15 protein-coding genes are annotated in these 20,286 nt (G+C 35.5%); 8 read left to right on the top strand and 7 right to left on the bottom strand.

The window, feature by feature from the left end:
- Positions 1-91: 91 nt before the first annotated feature.
- The 8 genes from VIO64_RS14460 (at position 92) to VIO64_RS14425 (ending at position 11,002) form a co-directional block, all read left to right on the top strand.
- Positions 92-1,264, top strand: a complete 1,173-nt coding sequence (locus VIO64_RS14460; protein WP_331919449.1) for a hypothetical protein — start codon at positions 92-94, stop codon at positions 1,262-1,264.
- Positions 1,265-1,440: 176 nt separating this feature from the next.
- The gene (locus VIO64_RS14455) at positions 1,441-2,028 is read left to right on the top strand and encodes a TerD family protein (protein ID WP_331919447.1); all 588 of its coding nucleotides are present in this window, start codon (positions 1,441-1,443) and stop codon (positions 2,026-2,028) included.
- A 19-nt stretch (positions 2,029-2,047) separates the two neighbouring features.
- Positions 2,048-5,014, top strand: coding sequence for a calcium-translocating P-type ATPase, PMCA-type (locus VIO64_RS14450; protein WP_331919445.1), 2,967 nt, complete (start codon positions 2,048-2,050; stop codon positions 5,012-5,014).
- Positions 5,015-5,210: 196 nt separating this feature from the next.
- On the top strand, positions 5,211-6,380 hold the full coding sequence (locus VIO64_RS14445; protein WP_331919443.1) for an HpcH/HpaI aldolase/citrate lyase family protein: 1,170 nt from the start codon (positions 5,211-5,213) through the stop codon (positions 6,378-6,380).
- A complete protein-coding gene (locus VIO64_RS14440) occupies positions 6,368-7,831 on the top strand; it encodes a phosphoribosyltransferase family protein (protein ID WP_331919441.1) in 1,464 nt (487 codons plus the stop codon). The genes VIO64_RS14445 and VIO64_RS14440 overlap by 13 nt, the downstream gene beginning before the upstream one ends.
- Positions 7,832-7,955: 124 nt before the next feature.
- Positions 7,956-9,113: a cysteine protease StiP family protein gene (locus tag VIO64_RS14435; protein ID WP_331919439.1), complete on the top strand. Its 1,158-nt coding sequence runs from the start codon at positions 7,956-7,958 to the stop codon at positions 9,111-9,113.
- A gap of 5 nt (positions 9,114-9,118) precedes the next feature.
- Positions 9,119-9,925, top strand: coding sequence for an HAD family hydrolase (locus VIO64_RS14430; protein ID WP_331919437.1), 807 nt, complete (start codon positions 9,119-9,121; stop codon positions 9,923-9,925).
- An 18-nt stretch (positions 9,926-9,943) separates the two neighbouring features.
- Positions 9,944-11,002, top strand: coding sequence for an ATP-grasp domain-containing protein (locus tag VIO64_RS14425; RefSeq protein WP_331919435.1), 1,059 nt, complete (start codon positions 9,944-9,946; stop codon positions 11,000-11,002).
- A gap of 99 nt (positions 11,003-11,101) precedes the next feature.
- Here VIO64_RS14425 and VIO64_RS14420 read toward each other — a convergent pair whose 3' ends face one another.
- The 7 genes from VIO64_RS14420 to VIO64_RS14390 all read right to left on the bottom strand — a co-directional run bounded on the left by VIO64_RS14420 (position 11,102) and on the right by VIO64_RS14390 (position 20,142).
- On the bottom strand, positions 11,102-12,952 hold the full coding sequence (locus tag VIO64_RS14420) for a CARDB domain-containing protein (protein WP_331919433.1): 1,851 nt from the start codon (positions 12,950-12,952) through the stop codon (positions 11,102-11,104).
- Between the two features lie 165 nt (positions 12,953-13,117).
- The gene (locus VIO64_RS14415) at positions 13,118-14,977 is read right to left on the bottom strand and encodes a CARDB domain-containing protein (protein ID WP_331919431.1); all 1,860 of its coding nucleotides are present in this window, start codon (positions 14,975-14,977) and stop codon (positions 13,118-13,120) included.
- A gap of 627 nt (positions 14,978-15,604) precedes the next feature.
- A complete protein-coding gene (locus tag VIO64_RS14410; RefSeq protein WP_331919429.1) occupies positions 15,605-15,997 on the bottom strand; it encodes a hypothetical protein in 393 nt (130 codons plus the stop codon).
- Between the two features lie 109 nt (positions 15,998-16,106).
- A complete protein-coding gene (locus VIO64_RS14405) occupies positions 16,107-16,862 on the bottom strand; it encodes a SprT family zinc-dependent metalloprotease (RefSeq protein ID WP_331919427.1) in 756 nt (251 codons plus the stop codon).
- A 14-nt stretch (positions 16,863-16,876) separates the two neighbouring features.
- Positions 16,877-18,700 carry an AMP-dependent synthetase/ligase gene (locus tag VIO64_RS14400; protein WP_331919425.1) on the bottom strand — a complete coding sequence of 608 codons (1,824 nt, stop codon included), beginning with the start codon at positions 18,698-18,700 and terminating at the stop codon, positions 16,877-16,879.
- 41 nt (positions 18,701-18,741) lie between these two features.
- Entirely contained in the window at positions 18,742-19,323 is a 582-nt protein-coding gene (gene yihA, locus VIO64_RS14395) for a ribosome biogenesis GTP-binding protein YihA/YsxC (RefSeq protein ID WP_331919423.1), read from the bottom strand.
- 102 nt (positions 19,324-19,425) lie between these two features.
- Entirely contained in the window at positions 19,426-20,142 is a 717-nt protein-coding gene (locus VIO64_RS14390) for a lysophospholipid acyltransferase family protein (RefSeq protein ID WP_331919421.1), read from the bottom strand.
- Positions 20,143-20,286 lie beyond the last annotated feature (144 nt).

Below are 20,286 nucleotides of genomic sequence, written 5' to 3'. Positions count from 1 at the left end.
TTATTATTATAAATTACTATTATTAATATCGAAACTTATTTATACTAAAATGACACCAAATTTTCTCCATCTGTTGAAAGGAACCTGCAAAATGTCTAAATTTCTAAATTTGTTTTTTAAAAAAGGTATTACGGATGAAACGGAGGCTGATTCTTTAGATATTTTATTACCAAATATAACCAATAGTCTATGTAATGTTGAATTTAAGTTTCATAATCATATCCAAAATGAAAACCCTTTTTCTTTGGATATTGAGTTTAAATATACCCCCCAATTCACTGAACTGCTGCTTTCCTCAGGTATAGTTATAAAGCTTTCCTATGACCGTTTATATAAAAAATTGAGTGAGAAAAAGCAGCTCGTGCAACAGCTAGACTTTAATATTCAAAAAGAGAACGATGATGTAATAAGCTCTTTTGTAAGGATATTTAAAGCTTCTGAATGCACAATAGATAGTGATTCTTTAAAAATACTTTCTCTTTTGGATGAAGCCATGCATTTTTTAGGCCGTATTCCTAACAAGGATTTTATGAGAAAGTACAAAAAAGCAGTTGAGCTTGCATTTAATTGCAGGGTTTTTGAGAATACCGATTATGCTCTCAATCTCAACATAGATATAGATGAATCCGCAGATGATGACAGCGAACTGGCTTTTGGTATTATAAATAATGTGTTAAATTCAAGCTGTAATGTATGCAAGAGCTTCTCATCATCCAAGGAGAGAACCCGTTTCTCAGGGTATTGTGAAAGTTTCATTTATGATCTATGCCGCTATTTGGTAAAACTTAGGTACCATTCTTTAGATAAAGCCAGACAGGACATATTTATAGATTATTATTCCAACTCATCTGTTTACTCTCCTTCCATGCATTTATCCGAAAAGGACGAATGTATTCTTAAAAGCAGCATTGAGAATGATTATAGAATAGAGCATTATATAGGAACAGATAACAACAAAAAACATTACTATTTTAAGATAATTTTTGTTAATGAATATGTTATACAAAGGCTTAACTTGGGTAACCTTGAAAAGAGTCTTGAAGAAAGTCTTGAGTATCTTCGTACAGCTATTAGTATCACAACTCGCACCAAACTCATGTCATTTGAGGATGGATATAAGTGCAGTTCATACATTATAAATTGCTATTACACTGGAAAACTATTGGCAGATCATATTGAAAACTTTTTGAATAAGTATATTGAAGCACAAAAGCAGATCATAAAGGATTATATATCCGAAAGGGTAAAAAAAGAGTTAACTTGAATTTTATTGCTTTTTCCCGCCTAATAGTGTAAATTATTTATATGGTAATAAATTATTTGAATTATTTTAATAAATATTCTTCAAATAGTTTATGTGCCGATAAATTATGTTCTATAATTGTATTTGAATTGGTTTTTTGGATAAAATATTAAGAAAATTACGGAGGATGAGCATTTATGAGTATTAATCTTCAAAAAGGACAAAGAATTGATTTAACAAAAGGAACATCAATATCAAAACTGCTGATAGGACTGGGTTGGGACCCTGTAAAGCCAGGACTTCTTAAAGGTCTTTTCAACAATGTTAATTTCGACTGTGATGCATCTGTTTTGATGCTGGATGCCAATAACAGAATTACCCGCAAAGAGAATATTGTATACTTCGGAAATCTTAAAAGCCCTTGCCAAAGCGTAATTCACACCGGTGACAACCTTACAGGTGAAGGAGACGGAGACGATGAGCAGGTGCATGTTGATTTGTCAAGAGTTCCTGCTGATGTTCACAAGCTTGTTTTTGTAGTAAATATTTATGATTGTGCAAAAAGAAAACAGGATTTTGGAATGGTTAATAATGCATTTATCAGGATTGTTAACCCACAGACTAATCAGGAAATGCTAAAGTACAATTTAACTGAAAATTATGCTGGAAAAACAGCTTTGATAGTTGGTGAAATCTACAGATACAACACTGACTGGAAATTCGCTGCGGTTGGAGAAGGTACAAATGATCTTGGACTTAAGGATATTGTAATGAGATATCAATAATAGACAATGGAGAGTAGATATGGATAATAAAACAAGAATATATAAGGGTGCGGAAAAATTCTTAAAAGAGTTTAATACCGATCCACATCAAGGTTTAACGGATGAATCTGTAATTAATAATAGAAACAAATATGGAAAAAATGAAATCACACCTTTAGAAAAAGACCCATTATGGAAACAATTTCTCGAAAAATTTAAAGACCCTACAATTATAATTCTGTGCATATGTGCTGCAATTTCGGTGCTATTAGGGTTTTACGAAGGCCATGTTCCCTGGGAAGGAATCGGCATATTTATAGCGGTAGCCATTGCAACCGGAGTTGGCTTCCTGAGCGAATATAAGGCTGATCAGGCTTTCGAGACCCTGAAGAAGGATAATGAAAACATACAGGTAAAAGTTATCAGAAATGGCACATTAAATGTCATATCAACCCACGAGCTGGTTGTGGGAGATATTTTGGAGGTTGAAAGCGGCGACAAGGTACCTGCTGATGCAACCCTTATAAACAGTGTAGACCTACTTATAGATGAATCGCTTATGACAGGTGAATCCCTGGCAGTCAACAAATCAGAGGAAGATGAAAAAATTATAGGTGGTACCGTTGTTGTATCTGGTCAAGGAAAGGCCATTGTTACAGCAGTAGGTGAAAAAATGCAGATGGGTGAGATATTAAGATCATTGTCTAGAAAAGAAGAGGATCAGACTCCTCTTCAGATCAAGCTGGCAGATCTTGCAGGTCTCATCAGCAAAGTCGGTACATCTGCTGCAGTGCTGATTTTCTTTTCTCTGTTTGCATCCTCACTTTTAAAAGGTGATTTTGGTGCAATAAGCTCATCGCTGCAGACAACATCAATTATCGGTATTTTGGCTATAGCTGCAGTAACCGGCCTAGGCTTGTTCCTTGGCAAGGGAAACGTAAAAAAAATCGCTTCTATCGGTGGTCCTTTATTAGCGGTTCTATTTCTGGCCTACATGTCATTCTTCGCTATAACTCCCGATAGTGTAGTAGAAAATATACAGATCATACTCAACTATTTCATTGTTGCTGTTACAATCATAGTTGTTGCCGTTCCTGAAGGACTTCCCATGGCCGTTACTATAAGCCTTGCACTCAGCATGAGGAAAATACGCCAGGACAACAACCTAGTCCGTAAAATGATGGCAACCGAGACCATAGGTTCTGTTAATGTTATCTGCAGTGACAAGACCGGAACCTTGACAAAGAACCAGATGACCGTTCAAGAGGTTTTATTTGCCGGTCAGAAGTATAATAAGGATTCCTTCAATAAAATGAAGGAACATAACTACTTTAATATACTTAAATACCTTTTGACTGTAAACTCCACAGCAGATTTCGTTAAGGATGAAGATGGTACTTACAAGGTCGTAGGGAACTCAACAGAAGGTGCATTGCTCTCATGGATAGGATCTTTCGGAGTAGATTTCCATCAGCTTCGTGAAGACACCCCTGTTTACCACAGAATCCCATTCTCATCCGAGAAAAAAATGATGTCTTCAACAACCGGCTACGACACATGTAAGAACTGCCAGGTGTTGGATGACGGCAAAAACTGCGGCGTTACCGATCAATGCAGGATAACCTATGTAAAAGGTGCCCCAGAAAAAATAATAGGCTTTTGTAAGAGTATAATAGTTGATTCAAAGGTTGAAGATATAAATAAGCATAAGGCTAGTTTGGATTCATTTATTTCTGAAATGAGTGATAAAGCAATGAGAATCATTGCCCTTGCTTATAAAGTTGAATCCAGTGAGAAATTCCATTCAACCTTAAACGTTGAAAATGATCTTATCCTCTTAGGACTTGTTGGAATAAGCGATCCTATAAGGGAAGACGTTCCTGCTGCTGTTGAAGTTGCACATTCTGCAGGAATTGATGTTAAGATGGTTACCGGCGATAACATTAAGACCGCTACTGCCATAGCAAAGGAAATCGGCCTTGCAAAGGGTGACTTTGCTGCAATGGAAGGCACTGAATTTAGAGAAAGCTCTGATGAAAAGATCCTAAAAGTATTGGACAAGCTAAGGGTATTAGCCCGTGCTACGCCTTCGGACAAGGAAAGGCTGGTTAATCTTATTCAGTCTAAAAACAAGGTTGTTGCGGTTACAGGAGATGGTACAAATGATGCTCCTGCACTTAAGAAGGCAGATGTTGGTATATCCATGGGACTTCGCGGTACGGATGTTGCCAAGGAAGCCAGCGATATAGTATTGACCGACGATAATTTCGGAAGTATCGTAAAGGCTGTAAAATGGGGGCGAACCCTTTATGAAAACATTCAGAAATTCTTACAGTTCCAACTTACCATTAACTTTTCAGCACTTATGATTGCAATACTTAGTCCCATACTTATGATATTCTTCCCGAATTCAAACTTCAAATCCATACCTTTGACAGTTATACAGCTTCTGTGGGTCAACCTGGTAATGGATACCCTTGCTGCACTTGGATTTGGGTTGGAGCCATCCCGCGACGACATAATGAAAGATCCGCCAAAGAGACGTACCGAGTCCTTTGTAACTAAGACAATGTTCTATAATATTGCTACAATGGGCGTATGCTTTATGTTGTTTATTATAGGAATGCAGGCATTTGATATTATGGGTGTAGCAAATGCATTTGGTGTAAATAGCATAGCAGAACTTGAAAAAGCTGACGCCACTAAATATGCATTCTCATCGGTACTATTCACAACATATATATTCATGCAAGTATTTAACATGTTCAATGCAAGAACTGTGAAGCTTGGTACTCCAGTATTTAAAAACCTTAGGCAGAGCAAAAGCTTCCTTACAGTATTAGGTATAATTGTAGTAGTACAAGTGTTGATTACTACCTTCGGTGGCACATTCTTCAATACTCAGCCACTTCCTTTGATCATGTGGGGTAAAATAGTACTTGTAGGTATAGCCACATTAATACTTAGTGGAATTTTTAGAACTGTAGGAAAAGCAATTTTAAAATAAAGGTATATAGGAATAGGAATGACTTAAGGCATGAATTAAAAATTACTTCCGCTTATCGTAGCGGCTGGTGGTTTAGCTTCGCTAAACTGCTCGCCATGCATCCTGGGTGTTGACGAGTTGAGTCTACACGTGAGCAAAATATATAGCGGAAGTTATTTTTTAATCATGACTAAATCAAAACTTAGGCAGGTGCATTGTGAGGCATTTTAACTACTTAGACGATAAAGAAATAGATTCATTTTTTTATATCAAACCTGGAATCTTTAAAAGAGATGACAGCAGGGATAATCTGGCATATGCATTAGGAGCCACCCTTTATATGCCTGCTGTCAGAAAAAACATAATAGAAGACCTTATAAGCAGCAAACACAAAGGATTAATGTCCATGGTCATTTGCACCGAGGACTCCATTGGTGACGACATGGTGGAAGAAGCGGAAAACTCTCTGGTGGGCCATTTGGAAAGACTTGAATCAGCTATAAAATCCGGTGAACTTGAATATGAAGATATTCCCCTGATATTTATCAGGGTTCGTAACCCTATGCATCTTGAAAAGGTTCGTGTTATATCAGGTAATTTATTAAAAAATATCACAGGCTTCGTTTTTCCAAAGTTTACAGACAGCAATTGCGAAGAGTACTTTATTAATTTAAAAAGAGTTATTGAATCAGTTGGCAAGCCATTTTATGCAATGCCCATTTTAGAATCACCGGAGCTCATTTATTGGGAAAAGAGAGCCGATTCTATAAAAAAGCTTGTTTCAGTAATCGATTACTATTCACATCTGGTTTTAAACATAAGGATAGGCGGAACTGATTTAAGCGGCCTCTTTGGGATACGCAGAAGTCCTGATGTAACTATTTACGATATATCTGTAATAAGGGACTGCATAGCATTTTTAATAAACACTTTCTGCAGATTTGAAAGGCAATTTGTTGTTTCAGGCCCCGTATGGGAGTATTTCTCAAGTGAAAGAGTATTAAAGCCTCAGCTTCGTCGTACACCTTTCCGCGGCTACTTCGGTCCGGAAGGCGAAAAAATCCGTTTAAAGCTGCTTGATGACTACACTGACGGACTTATGCGAGAAGTTACTTTGGATAAGTCAAACGGTCTTATGGGTAAAACCGTTATACATCCCACACATATTATACCTGTACACTCCCTTTACGTTGTAACCCATGAAGAGTATATGGATGCATGCAGCATACTTTCTACCTGCCCGGATGGAAATGGGGCTGTTAAAAGTACTTATTCAAATAAAATGAATGAAATCAAGCCCCATACCCTATGGGCTGAAAAAATAATGAGGAGGGCAAACATTTTCGGGGTTTTTCACCAGCAGCATTCCTTTACATGTCTGCTCTGACCCCTTTAATCAATATGGAAAATAAAATATACAATTCTCAGGTTTTAGATTTGTTTAATGTACATATAGAACTAAAAAACAACAAATATAAGCTTCCTATGGAGCTTCTTTTTTCAGTTGGAGCAAGAATAAACAAAAAGCGAAGGTTCCTTTTTGTAAGCAAGGTTCTTGGAAAGCATATTCCCGTTACAAATGTAAATTCTCTCCTTATAGGTGCGTTGCTTGCATACACATTTTTGGATGAATATTATTATGATTCCTCATATTATTTTAGCGGAAACTTTTCTTACAAGCCGCAGGTTGAAAAAATAGTTGATTCTATCCTCAACTGTAAAAACGGAAAAGTAATATGGAAAGAGCTGATGGAAAGTCCAATTCCTCTAAGCGGCGATATTTTATTCCTTGCCTTTGCAGAAACGGCAACTGCTTTGGGACATTCCATTTTCAGCTGCTTTGATAATGCTGACTTTATACATACTACAAGAGAAGACATGAAAAACTTCAGCAACAAAGTCGTGTTTGAAGAAGAACACTCTCATGCCACATCCCACAGGGTGTATCCTGTAAATCCTGAGATGCTTAAATCCGATTCGCCCATAGTGCTTGTTGATGATGAAATATCCACAGGGAAAACTGTGCTCAATATAATAAGAGAATTGGATAAAATCCATAAACGCAAGGAATATATAGTGCTATCAATCCTGGACTTCCGGTCGGACGCCGATATAGAATACCTGAAGGAGTTTGAAAGGGAATACTCCCTGAATGTGCAGTTTATATCCCTTGTGTCAGGCCAGTTTAAGGCAACTCCTACTTCAGAAATGGGGGATTGGAATTGTGTAGACCATTACCTTGAGAGAAACCTTGAGATTGTAACTAAGGGTTTGTTATGCGATAATAAGGGTGTGCAGCCTGAAGTTCGTTTCCTTAGTATAGCCAAGTATTTTAAGGAATTTGTGGATTTGCATTCAATCAATGATACAGGTGAGGTAAACAGCATACCCTATTTGAAGCATACTGGAAGGTTTGGCATCAACTCTAGAGATCAAAAAAATCTTGTAAATGGCATTAATGAGTTATCAAAACATATTAAGACTTCTATAATGGGTGATAAAATTCTCTTTTTAGGAACCGAGGAGTTCATGTTTATTCCTCTATTGATATCAAGCTGTATTGACAAGGAAATATATTATCATTCAACAACAAGAAGCCCCATATTTCCTTCTCAGGCTGAAGGCTATCCTATATCCAACAGGTTTATGTTTGATTGTCCCCCAAATCCTTCAGTGACGAACTTTGTTTATAACATCCCCTATGGCTTTTATGACGAGCTCTATATTTTTTTTGAGAGGGGCTTTGATAATAGCGGTATAAATAGTCTCATGAAGGTTATTGGGGAACTTGGAATTAGAAAAGTTACCGTAGTATTTTGCTCGGGTGATCTATATTAAGGTATGATTAAAAAATGAAATTTATAGCGGAAGTTATTTATTGATCGTGCCTAAAAGCACTTATCGTATTATAAGTATTAAAAGTGTTAATAGACATATCACTTTTAATTGGAAAGGGATAAACATGAATAATTTAAATAATTCTATATTGAATAGTATACATGAAGAAAATACCGACACTAGGACTCCTTGTACTTTTTCAGGAAGCTATGACATAACCGATGTCTGTTTTCTCTTAAAGGAAATCTCCGGCCTAATTAGTGAAAGTGACACTTTGTGTAGAGAAAAGGCAATTCAGTCAGGCACCCATTACTCTGAGATGCTTCCTATAGAGTACAAGCCTTCTGATGAATATATAAAGCTCTTTCACCGCTCACTGAATGAATCTGCACAAAAGCTTGCCAATGCAACAGCTGTAGTTTCTAATAAAATTATACGAAACCGAGGTAAAAACATTGTGCTGGTTTCTCTTGCAAGGGCAGGCACCCCTGTAGGAATTCTTATCAAGAGATATTTAAAGGAAAAGCTGGGTTTGGAAGTACCCCATTACAGTGTTTCAATAATCAGGGGTAAAGGTATTGATGAAAACGCTGTGAGGTATATAGTCGAAATGCATAGTGAGCAGGAAATACAATTTGTGGATGGCTGGACCGGAAAAGGCATGATAACCAGGGTTCTTCATCAGTCATGTGAGGATCTCTTAAAGAAAACCGGAATCAAGCTGAATGCCGGCCTTGCAGTTCTTGCCGACCCTGGACACTGCGTGCGGACATATGGCACTAGGGAGGATTTTCTTATACCAAGTGCATGTCTAAATTCAACAGTTTCAGGCTTGATAAGCAGGACAGTCCATAGAAGCGACCTCATAAGAAACAAAGATTTTCACGGAGTAAAGTTTTACAAAGAGCTTATTGGTGAAGATTTATCTAATTATTTTATAGATAAAATAGCATCCTGTTTTTCAAGTATAGATGACCTAAAGATAAATTCTGAAATAAAAAAGGAAGAAATAGATGAAGAGCCAAGCTGGATTGGTATGGAAGATGTAGAAAACGTGGGAAGACTCTATTCAATTGATGATATTAACCATATTAAGCCGGGTATAGGCGAAACAATAAGAGTTCTTCTACGCAGGGTGCCATGGAAAGTGTTGGTAAAAGACATAAATGACAAAAGCCTGTCTAATGTACTTCAGCTGGCAAGAGAAAAAAAGGTTGAGGTTTTGCAATATGATCTGAAATCCTATAAATGTATGGGATTAATAAAACATATGGGGAGATAACGAAATTGATTTTTGCTAGTGATCTTGATCAAACATTGATTTTCTCGGAAAAACATATAACTGACGATTTAAAAGATAAGGTTATTCCGTCAGAGTTTAAAAACGAAAGCATAATAACTTATATGCTTTCCGAAACTTTTGAAAAACTCAAAAGCCTTAATGACAAATTAATACTGATTCCTACCACCACTAGAACATTGGAGCAATACGAAAGGATAATGATTTTTAAGTCTTCTATTTTGCCAAAGTTTGCAGTAGTGAACCATGGTGGAAGTATTTTGGAGGATGGAGTATTAAATCATGATTGGGACAAGCATATAAATGAAAAAATCTCTACAAGCTGTGAGCCGATAGAGCATATGATTGACCGATTTAAATCCCAAATCTTCCATGAGGACTGGGTTTTGGATTTTCGTAAGATAGACAATCTATTTTTCTACTGCATCGTCCAACTTGACGCCACACCTATGAGTGAGCTAACTGCTTTTATGACAGAAATTGAAGCACACGGCTGGCACAGCTGCCTCCACGGAAGAAAGCTTTATTTCATGCCCAAACAGCTTAATAAATGGAATGCAATAGAATACATAAAAAATATGCTTCCACCTCAGCATGTGATGGCTTCAGGAGATTCATACATGGATTTCGAGCTTCTGTCCATGGCAGATTATGCCATTCTACCCTCCCATGGTGAGATATGTAATAAATTGAATCCAGGGGAAAAGTGCATAATAACAAATAGCAAAGGGTTGCAAGCTTCTATTGAGATACTGCAAATCGTTGAGAGGCAGCTCAATGAGGTTCCAAAGTAATTTAAGGGTGATGATGAGATGAATAAAAAAAGAATATGGTTTAATAATTGGTTTAATACAGCTTACCATATAATAAACCTGATAAAGCAAAATAGCGAAATAGAATTTGAGGTCTTTGGTACAAACAGAAACCCCAATTCAGTTATTTTTAAGGCATGTGATTATTACGAAATTGAAAGAATGATTCCCGAAGATGAGTATGTTGACTTTTGTCTGGACTTTTGTAAAAAGCACCAAATCGACATATTTGCCCCTCGAACCAACATACTTACTATAACTCAAAGCTCTCAAAGATTTGAGGAAATCGGTGTTAAGCTATTGACTTGTTGCGATTCACAAAACACCAAGCTTTTATCTGACAAAGCCTTATTCTATGATCATTTAAGACAAAATACCGATCTTATTTCCAATCCCAGTCATAGATTGGATGGGAAAAGCCTATTTAATATACCAAAGTACTATGTGGTTAATAATGCCCAAGACTTTGAAAAAGCTTATACCAGCATATCTAATGAGGGCTTCAAGGTATGCTTTAAACCTGTCCATTCTGAAGGCGGTGCAGGATTTAGAATTATAGACGAGTCTGCTGGCTCTATAGACAGCCTTTTTTCTTTTGCAAGCTTAAGAGTCACATTGGATGATGTATTAAATCGGCTTTCTCAAAGGGATACATTTAAGAGCTTAATGGTTATGGAATTCATAGACGGATATGAATACAGCGTTGACTGCCTTGCTCTAGAAGGAAAGCTTCTGGCCGCTGTGCCTAGAAAGAAGCTTGATGGAAGGGCAAGACTCCTGCAAGACTCCCCTGAACTTAGGTATATCGCATCAGAACTGACCCGTGTTTTTAATCTGTCCTATGCATTTAATGTTCAGGTAAGATACGACAGTGATTGCCCAAAGATACTTGAGATTAATCCGAGAATGTCCGGAGGCGTATGGATATCCTGTCTTAGCGGCATAAATATGCCTTACTTGGCGGTTAAGCTTCTCTTGGACAGGGACCCTGACATAATGATGCCTGAACCTAAATTGGATATACTAGTTTCACAGATAGAAAAGGAAGTTTTGCTGTAGATTTAGTTTGCATAACTGCATATAAACATAAAAAATAGCATTAACGGCCATATAACAAAGGTCGAAAATGCTATCTTTTATTTATGATCACTTTAAATATTATTGTACCTCAAACATTGAAAGAGTGTACTCTTCAAATGTGTAATTTTGAACGTCTGCAGGCTTTACTGCAATATAGTATTTTTCATTAGCATTTAACATAGCTTTTACATAGCACTTTAATCTGTTATTTCTTGAATCGTAACTAATTACGGTCTTTTCAATCTGACTCTTATTTGAATTATATAAATACACATTTGTATATTTTGATTTGGGCAATTCAATTTGATACACACCAGTAGCTTTTGGTACTATATAAAAATAGTCCTTATCAGTAGCATTACTTACAGCCCCTTTGACTTCTTTCCCCATTTCAATACCTAAAGCAGTTTCAAAAGTATCCGGATAATCATCGATATATTTGTTGCAAGCATATGAATTATTGTTTTCAATGATCTCATCAATCTGATTATTTGTATCTATATTGATAATAATCTTATGACTTCCAGACTTTTCAGGGATCCAATCAGTTATACCGTTTAAGCCATTATTTACTTGAATACTGTTAGACTCTCCAACAACAATGTCAGCAGTACAATCAGCCCATAAAACATTCTTTTGATCATCAATATCAACTACAACTCTGAAGCTCCCTTTAGATGACACATCTCCTACATTTTTTATTTTAACATTTATTGCTGCGGGATTTCCCACTAATACAGACGCAATTTGTACATCTTCAATAGCAAGGTCAGGCTTTATACTTTTCGGCCTAATCAAGAATCGATATTCCCCATTACTTAAAGCAGAGCTATTTATTATAAAGTATTCATATCCAGCATTCAAATTATACTCATAATCGTTAATATACCCGACCTCTATACCATTGCTATCTACAATCTTACTTGATACCAAATAGCCCCTTATTGTTCTGAAAACATATATTCCAGATTTCTCTGGTACAAACTTAAAATAGTCTAAGTCACCTACCCCTTGAAAAGCTCCCAAAATTTCCCTTCCACTCTCTATAGGAGTAGCCCTACCCATAGTGTTCCCATGATCGTCCGCTAATGCTGTTACCGTTATGGAGTTACTTGGTAATGATTTCTTTCCTTCACTATCAAATGCCTTAATGTAAAACACATTTATCGAATTGGGCGTCATTTCATAATATACGAAATTTGTATTAGATGTAGTACCTACAACTTTTTCATTACAATATACCTCGTAACCGGATATGTTACTTCCTGATGCATTCCAATTTAACACAACCGTTGTCCCTGTATACCATAAGGAATTTAGCCCCTCCGGTGCTTTTAAGTCTTCTTCTATGATGCTAATTTCTATATTTTCATAATTATCACTAGTTGAATTGAAATGCTTTGATATTGCTATTACATCTTTTATATTAATTGATCCGTCCATATCAAAGTCACAGCTTGCATTATAATTGGCATCTGTCTTGACAGCATTAAAGGACTTGGCAATTTGAATAATATCACTCATATTAATAGAATCATCTTGTAATCCTTTTACAGGCATATCTCCGGCCCACATAAGAATTGATTGAGCTCCACCTACAAAAATTGATGAGTTTATTTGAATATCTTTGATTTCCCTTTTGAGATAACCAACCTTAGTAATTTCCAAACTGTATTTCAAATCAGGAGTTGACTGAAAACCGTTTATTTGAAAGTATCCGTTTTCATCTGAGATTGCACTTGCAGTTGTTCCAACAATTTGTATCTTGAATCCAGATTTTGCTTCCGAATTTAAATAGGTAATATCCGGTTCTATATACCCGCATATCTTTTGAATAGTCAAAGCATTAGAATTCAAAGGAAAAACAACTATGCCAATGACAAAAACACATAAAACCAAGATAAAGCACATTTTTACCCTAAATCTCATAAATACCCCCCCATATAAATAAAACAGTTAATTGAATAATGACAAACAAAACACAATTTATACTAAATATACTAATATTGTAATGCAAATAAGATAAACTTTTCAATAAAAATTTATCTTATTTGCCAGCTGACTCTATATTTATTGGTTAAATGTTAAGCAAAGTTAGAAAGTACTTGATACAAGCTTATATGTCTCACTGGTAAAATTATTGGAATCTGCTGAAAGCACAACTATGTAGTATTTCTGATTAGCAGCTAATGTAGCATTTACGTAGCAGCTATTCCTAGCTCCTCCCCTGGTAACAATTATTGTTTCTGCAGCCTTATTAAAATTCTTATCATAAACAAACACATTTGTATAATAAGATCCAGGTAGTTCAAATCTATAGTTTCCACTAGTTACTGGTGTAAAAGTGAAAAAATCTTTATCTTCAGAAAATGAAATATTACCGGATATATCGGCTCCTATTTGAATAGACTTGGCGGATTCCCAACTATCAGGATAATCATCAAAGAAAATATTGCATGATAATATGTTATTATTTTCAAAAATCTCACTTATTTTATTCATGCTATCAACATTAGCAGTTATCACATGATTACCAACCTGCGTTGCAGTCCATTTTGTTATACCGTTTAAGCCTCCATTAACAGCCAAAGTAACGGAATTACCAACTTCAATAGTCGTGTTGCAATCAGCCCAAAGCAAATTCTTTTTGCCATCAATATCAAACACTACCCTAAAGCTGCCAAGATTAGGAGCATCCCCGATATTAGTTATTCTTGCTCTTACTAATACAGGTTCACCTACCCATGATTTGTCTACTAGAATACGTTCTACAACCAAGTCGGGTTTTGACGTAACTTTTCTTATATAAAATCTATACTCACTAGGAGTAGATACGTTCTCAACCCCAAGTGTATATTCCTTATCGGACACTAAATAACACTGTTCAGTATTAAGGTCCGCTACTTTGTTTCCTGACTCATCATATAAATATGCATTTAACAAAAACCCAACATACATTTTGAATACATATGTCCCTGTTGTTTGAGGCTTAAATTTGAAATAATCAACAGCGTCACCTGTTTCCATTGATGCTATAATCTCTTTTTCACACTCAATTGGCGTTGCCTTATCAATGGTATTGCCATGATCATCTACAGGAGTAGTTATTCTTAAAATATTACTTGCATCGGATTTTACATTAGAACTTATTGCCTTAACGTAAATAGTATTTTCTTTATTTGGATTAAGTCCTGTACATACAGCATTAGTTGCCTTTACTGTTGTTATTATCTTATCATTAAAATATACTTCATACCCTGTTATAGTCATACTCTTTGACGCTGGGGCCTCCCAACTTAGTGAAGCCGTTGTTCCAGTATACCATAATGCCTTTAGGTTCTGGGGAGATCCAGGCCTGTCAGGTGCAACATAGCTGACCTTTTCAGCACCGTATGTATTTGGCACCGCATTAAAGTGCTTCGCCATAATAATAACATCTGCAACATTGACTGAATTATCAAGATTGAAGTCACAAATTTTATTATACTTACTTTCACTTAAAATTGTATTGTAAGCCTTTGCCATCTGTAAAACGTCAATAAAATTAATAACGTCGTCCTGTATATTATTAACAGGTAAATCCCCGGGCCACATTTTTACCGGTGCATCTTTAGTACCTATCAAAATTTCAGAGCTAATTGTCAGATCACTAATCTCTTTTCTCAAGTATCCGGCTTTTGAAAACCTAATCTTAACATTAATACTAGTAGATATAGGTATATTTAGCAACTCAAAATACCCATTATTGTCAGTAACATCATAATATGATGTTCCCACAATTTCCACTTTAAATCCCTCTTTAATCATGGAGTTGGTAGATGCAAAATCCGGGTCAACATATCCGCTTATTTTGTAGGTACCAGCCGTTGCTCCAAAGACCGATGTGAGATTTAAAAGTGATACGGTAATTAACGCCATTACTAAAGCTACCAATAACCTTCTAATTCTGATCATAACAATTACCTCCTAAAGTTGTTTATGAGTTAGTATTGGAAATGCATGTTATATCTGAATTTAATTAAAAATTTAATGATTTATTATAACACATAATAAGGCATACTAAAATATAATGCACTTTTATATGATAAAGTATTTTGCCAATATTAATTTTGCTAAAGTAAGTATTAACTCTATATGCTAATCCATAAACATCATACTATATATTCTACAAGTGTATTAACACTTTTCAGTCCAAAATAATGTGCTATAAATGCAATAGTTTGGGAAATAAAGAAAGTACTATGAAGATTTAGAATTCAAAGAACATATATCACTAAAACACTTTATGCTTAATTTATCTATTAATTTAAACGGTCATTAATAATATTATTAAAAGTGTTTACCTTATTGATATAATAATTAAGATATATAAACAGCAAATTAGAAACATCCTTCAATATAACAATAATCCGTAGTAAAGAGTATTAATGTTATCATTTGTCGCTTCTAATAAATTATATGTTTGTATGTATATAAATATATAAAAATATTTAAAAAATATAATAAATATTTAAAAAAATATAATAAATAAACGCCTCTACTAAGAATAATATATTTAATTACATGAAATGTCAATGATAATTATTTTAAGTTGTAAGCTGTGACACAAGCTTCTATCTCTATAGTCCGGGGCAATATTACGTTAAGGGATAGCTTCTCCAAATTCACCTCTCCCAAATCTTCCGGTTTAAGTGTTCCATCAAATGAAAACGGAAGGCAGTACTCTATATTATATGTATTGTCATCATCTTTTTCACTGATATAATTCAATACAACTTTAACATTTCCCGTTGTACAGCACATATTGGGGCAATAAGAATCATATGCACCGCAAATGCATGCATCAATTTTTTTAATTTCATATATATCCTTTTGGCCCTCATCCAATGCAAAACAACCTTTTAATATTTTCCTAGAATTTATTTTATTCTTTGACCCTGTAAGAATACTGGTTAATACGATTTCTGAATCCATAGCTTTTTATCCTTAAAAAAATTTATGTTACATATTATGCATACAAATATAAAAAAGTTACGATAAACATAACTTCTGCTTTTCAAAACATTAAGTTAATCGTAACTTTTTATACATCAAAAGATTTTTTGAAGGATAACGTTGCTCCATGAATTTTTAGCCATTGCTGTGCCTTTTTATATTCAGGCAAATAATAGGCTACCAGGCTCCAGAAGTCTTTTGAGTGATTGAGGTGCCTTAAATGACATACTTCATGAAGAACCACGTAATCAACAACCCAAAGTGGTGCCATAATAAGTTGCCAGTTAAAATTCAGGTTGCCTTCTCTAGAACAACTGCCCCACCTAGTTTTTTGTTCTTTAAGCCGAATAGCCTTAAACTTCAGCCCTGTAATGCTGCAAAAATGGTCAAGCCGTTCATTTAGTATAGCTGCAGCAGCTTTCCTATACCACTTTCTAAATACGCCTTCTACAAGTATCTGTCTTTCCTCCCCCGAAACTTTCTCATCCATAAGCACACAAAAAGCATCGCCCTCAAAGCTTACTGATGCGATGCTCTTTTTGTGTCCAACTATATTTATTTTATAATTATTACCCAAATACAGCAAAGTCTCGCCTGTTTCCCATTTTCTTTCCGGCATATTCTGCTTTTTCTGAAGCAGTTCCATATAATGCTTGGAAATCCAGCCGCTTTTCTCCTTTAATACTCGTTCAACATCACAAATTTTAACCTTCAGAGGCCTAACTATATAAAGCCCGTTGTTATCTATCACAAGCCTTATGTTCTTGGCTTTATTACTGTCTTTAATTTTATATGGGATAAAAGACTCTCCAATTTTAAGAGTATATTCTTTTGTGTTTTCCATATAATTTCTTCCCTCTAAAATATTTTACCGGAGGCTTTTCTTATTTCAAGTCCAGCCTTTTCCAATTTCCCTCTAATTTTTTCGTATTCCACAGGCCTTTTGATTTTAAGGGTTGTAGTCTTAATGATCTCATCGTTAGTCATTATAAAATAGCGAATGATTTTGTACTGGGGAAGATCCTTGTTAATCTCTTTTACTGCCTTTTCAAACATTGAGGCCAGTTCCTTCTCCGAAGGCACCTGTCCCTTATCTTCCACTAACTTTTCCTTATCTATAACCAGCTCGGCACACACCTGAACGTCACCATCCGATGCAACATTTCCCCATACAAAAGATTCCTTCACACCTTTTATATTATTAAGTAACACCTCATATTCTTCAGGAAATGCCTTTTTGCCATTGGCCAATACTATCATGGATTTTGCACGGCCGGTAATCCTTATTACCCCTTTATCATCTACAGTTCCCAGATCGCCTGTCTTGAACCATCCATCTGGTGTAATGACCTCTTTTGTTTCTTCCGGGTTTTCATAATAGCCCAGCATAACATTTTTACCGCGAACCATAATCTCACCCATACCGTTTTCGTCCATTGAGTCCAGCGTTACCTCAACTCCCCCTAAAGGATAACCGATAGATCCCGGAATGTTTATAAAATCATTGTTAGCAGCTACTACAGGTGAAGTTTCAGTCAATCCATACCCCTGGAGTATCTTGAAGCCTATATCCTCAAATCCAGTTATAACCTCTTTATCAAGGGGGGCCGCTCCAGATACCGCAAGCCTTAAGCATGGTCCCAATTGGCTGAATATGCCCTTAAATAGCTTCTTTCTTAAATCAATACCAACCATTCTTAAAGCACCGGATATTTTTAAAGCAGTACGAAACGACTTCTCCTTGCCGGATTTTTTTATTCCTTCCATGGTTTTTCTGTACAATGCTTCAAATATGGCTGGGACCGCTACCAATATAGATACATTGTACTCCTTAAGATTTTGCTGTACATATTTGATACCGTCACAATAAGCTATACAAACGCCACTGTATACCATAAATAAAAACCCTACAGTATTCTCAAAAGTATGATGGAGCGGAAGCAATGAGAGGTGCACATCGTTTCTGTACACCTTTATATCAGTTGTGACAGATGTAACATTGCTGGCAACATTGGCATGGGACAGCATTACACCTTTTGCCATGCTTGTAGTTCCTGATGTAAAAAGAAGCATGGACATTTTGTCTCTATCTATAACAGCATCTACAAAAGACCTGTCACCCTTACTCAAAAGTTTTTTTCCATGATCCTTGATTTGACTTAAGGATTTAAACTTGGATTTATCACCTTTAATATCCTTAATGTCATCCATACATATAAAACATTTTATTCTATTATTGGAAGTTGCAACCTCATCCATTACACTCTGGTAGGATGAACTGTAAAATATAGCCTCAACTCTTCCTCTTTCAATAAGGTTTTCAACCTCTTTTGCCGGAAGGTATTTATCCATAGGCACCATAACTCCTACACCATTTACTACAGATAAATAGCAAACCCCCCAGTCATATCTATTTTCACTCAGTATTGCAATGGATGCATCTTTTAAACCCATTGATATAAGTGCCGTACCGAGGCAGTCAATGTCGTCTGCAAACTCCGTATATGTTTTGCCTGTTATTTTTCCGCTCTTGTCTTTATATCTAAAACCTATATCATTACCGTATTTTCTTGCAGAGTCAACAAGCTCCTTGAGGTCTTTTACTACTCTCGGCTCATAGTATCCTGTTCCCTTTACTATCCTTCTGCCGTCTTTATTATAAATCTCAATGCCATTTTTCATATTCAGCACCATCCTTTTTGTTTTTTAAGGTGATTCATAATTTACAATAAAGTTCCTATTATCTCAAGTATATCCTCCTTGCCCTGCCTCGTTTGGGATGAAAACGGTATTATTTTTATATCAGGAGATATTTGCAGCTCCGTCCTAATAACCTGTACATGCTTTAAAATTTGCCCCTTTGATATTTTATCGGCTTTTGATGCAACTATTATATAGGGTATTTCACTATCCAATATCCATTTGTACATTATTTTATCATCTTTTGTAGGACTATGCCTTATATCAAGCAGCATAATTACCATCTTGAGGTTGGATCTTGTAAAAAGATATTGTTCTACAATAGTTTCCCATGACGATTTCTTGCCCTTGGATACACTTGCATATCCATAGCCCGGTAAGTCAACAAAAAACATTCTTTCATCTATATTAAAAAAGTTAATTGTTTTAGTCATTCCAGGAGTGCCTCCCACCCTGGCAAGATTTTTTCTATTGGTCAATGTATTCAAGATTGAAGACTTACCTACATTTGAGCGTCCTACAAAAGCAACCTCTGGAAAATCCGACACCGGATACTGTGCCGGACTAACCGCAGTAATTTCAAAATCAGCGTTTTTTATAATCAACTTTAGTCCTCCCGTTTTTCAATTAATGAAAAGTGGTTTATCTCTTAAACTTTTCACTCTGTATATTTTATTTATATTGTTTACTTTTTATAAAATAAATACTTATTTCAACTTCTCCATAATTGCACTTCTTATCTTTTCTGTAAGATCATTCGTATCCTTCTTTGCCACTTCGTCCTGTAAAATAGGCGGAAGAATAAATATTTCTACATTGGAAGGCTTTATAGCAAACTTCTTTTTAGACAGTATATTAATGGTACCTTTTATAACAACAGGCACAATAGGTGCACCGGATTTTACAGCAAGCTTTAAGCTTCCGGGCTTAAACTGACCCAATGTACCGTCAGAGCTCCTGGTTCCTTCCGGAAATATAACCATGGATTTACCTTTTTTAACCTGCTCTGCCCCTTGATTAATAGCTTTTAGTGACTGTTTGGGGTCATTTCTAACTATAAATACCCCGCCTAATTGCCTTATCCACATATTTAAAATAGGTATTTTTAACAGCTCAATCTTTGCAATAAATCCTTTTGGCTTCTCTATAAAACCTATCATTACGGGAATATCCAAATAACTCTGGTGGTTTGCTATAAACACAACACCTTTATCCTTCGGGATATTCTCCTGCCCAAAAACAGTCACCTTAGAGCCGGTAACCCAAATCACATGACGTGCCCACAAAGCTGCACGATAATTAATAAATTCGTTTGCTTCCTTTTCCAATCCCCTTTTATTTAATATGGCAAGCCTAACCCAAAATGTAAGGGAATACAAAAGATAGCCTATAAAATAAAGCAGAACAATTAAAGCTCTAATCATTTATACCTCCAAATATTTTACAAAAACCATTTTATACAATACTTGTTTTTATTATAGATAACCTTCTTTAAATCTAATATAATATATTTGTACCCATTGTGAAATATTAAAGTTAATATTTCACAATATTTTATGACAAAAACA

Source organism: Pseudobacteroides sp. (assembly GCF_036567765.1).
GTDB lineage: Bacteria > Bacillota > Clostridia > Acetivibrionales > DSM-2933 > Pseudobacteroides.
The sequence above is the reverse complement of the archived record's forward strand: the minus strand, read 5'-3'. Positions and strand labels throughout refer to the sequence as shown.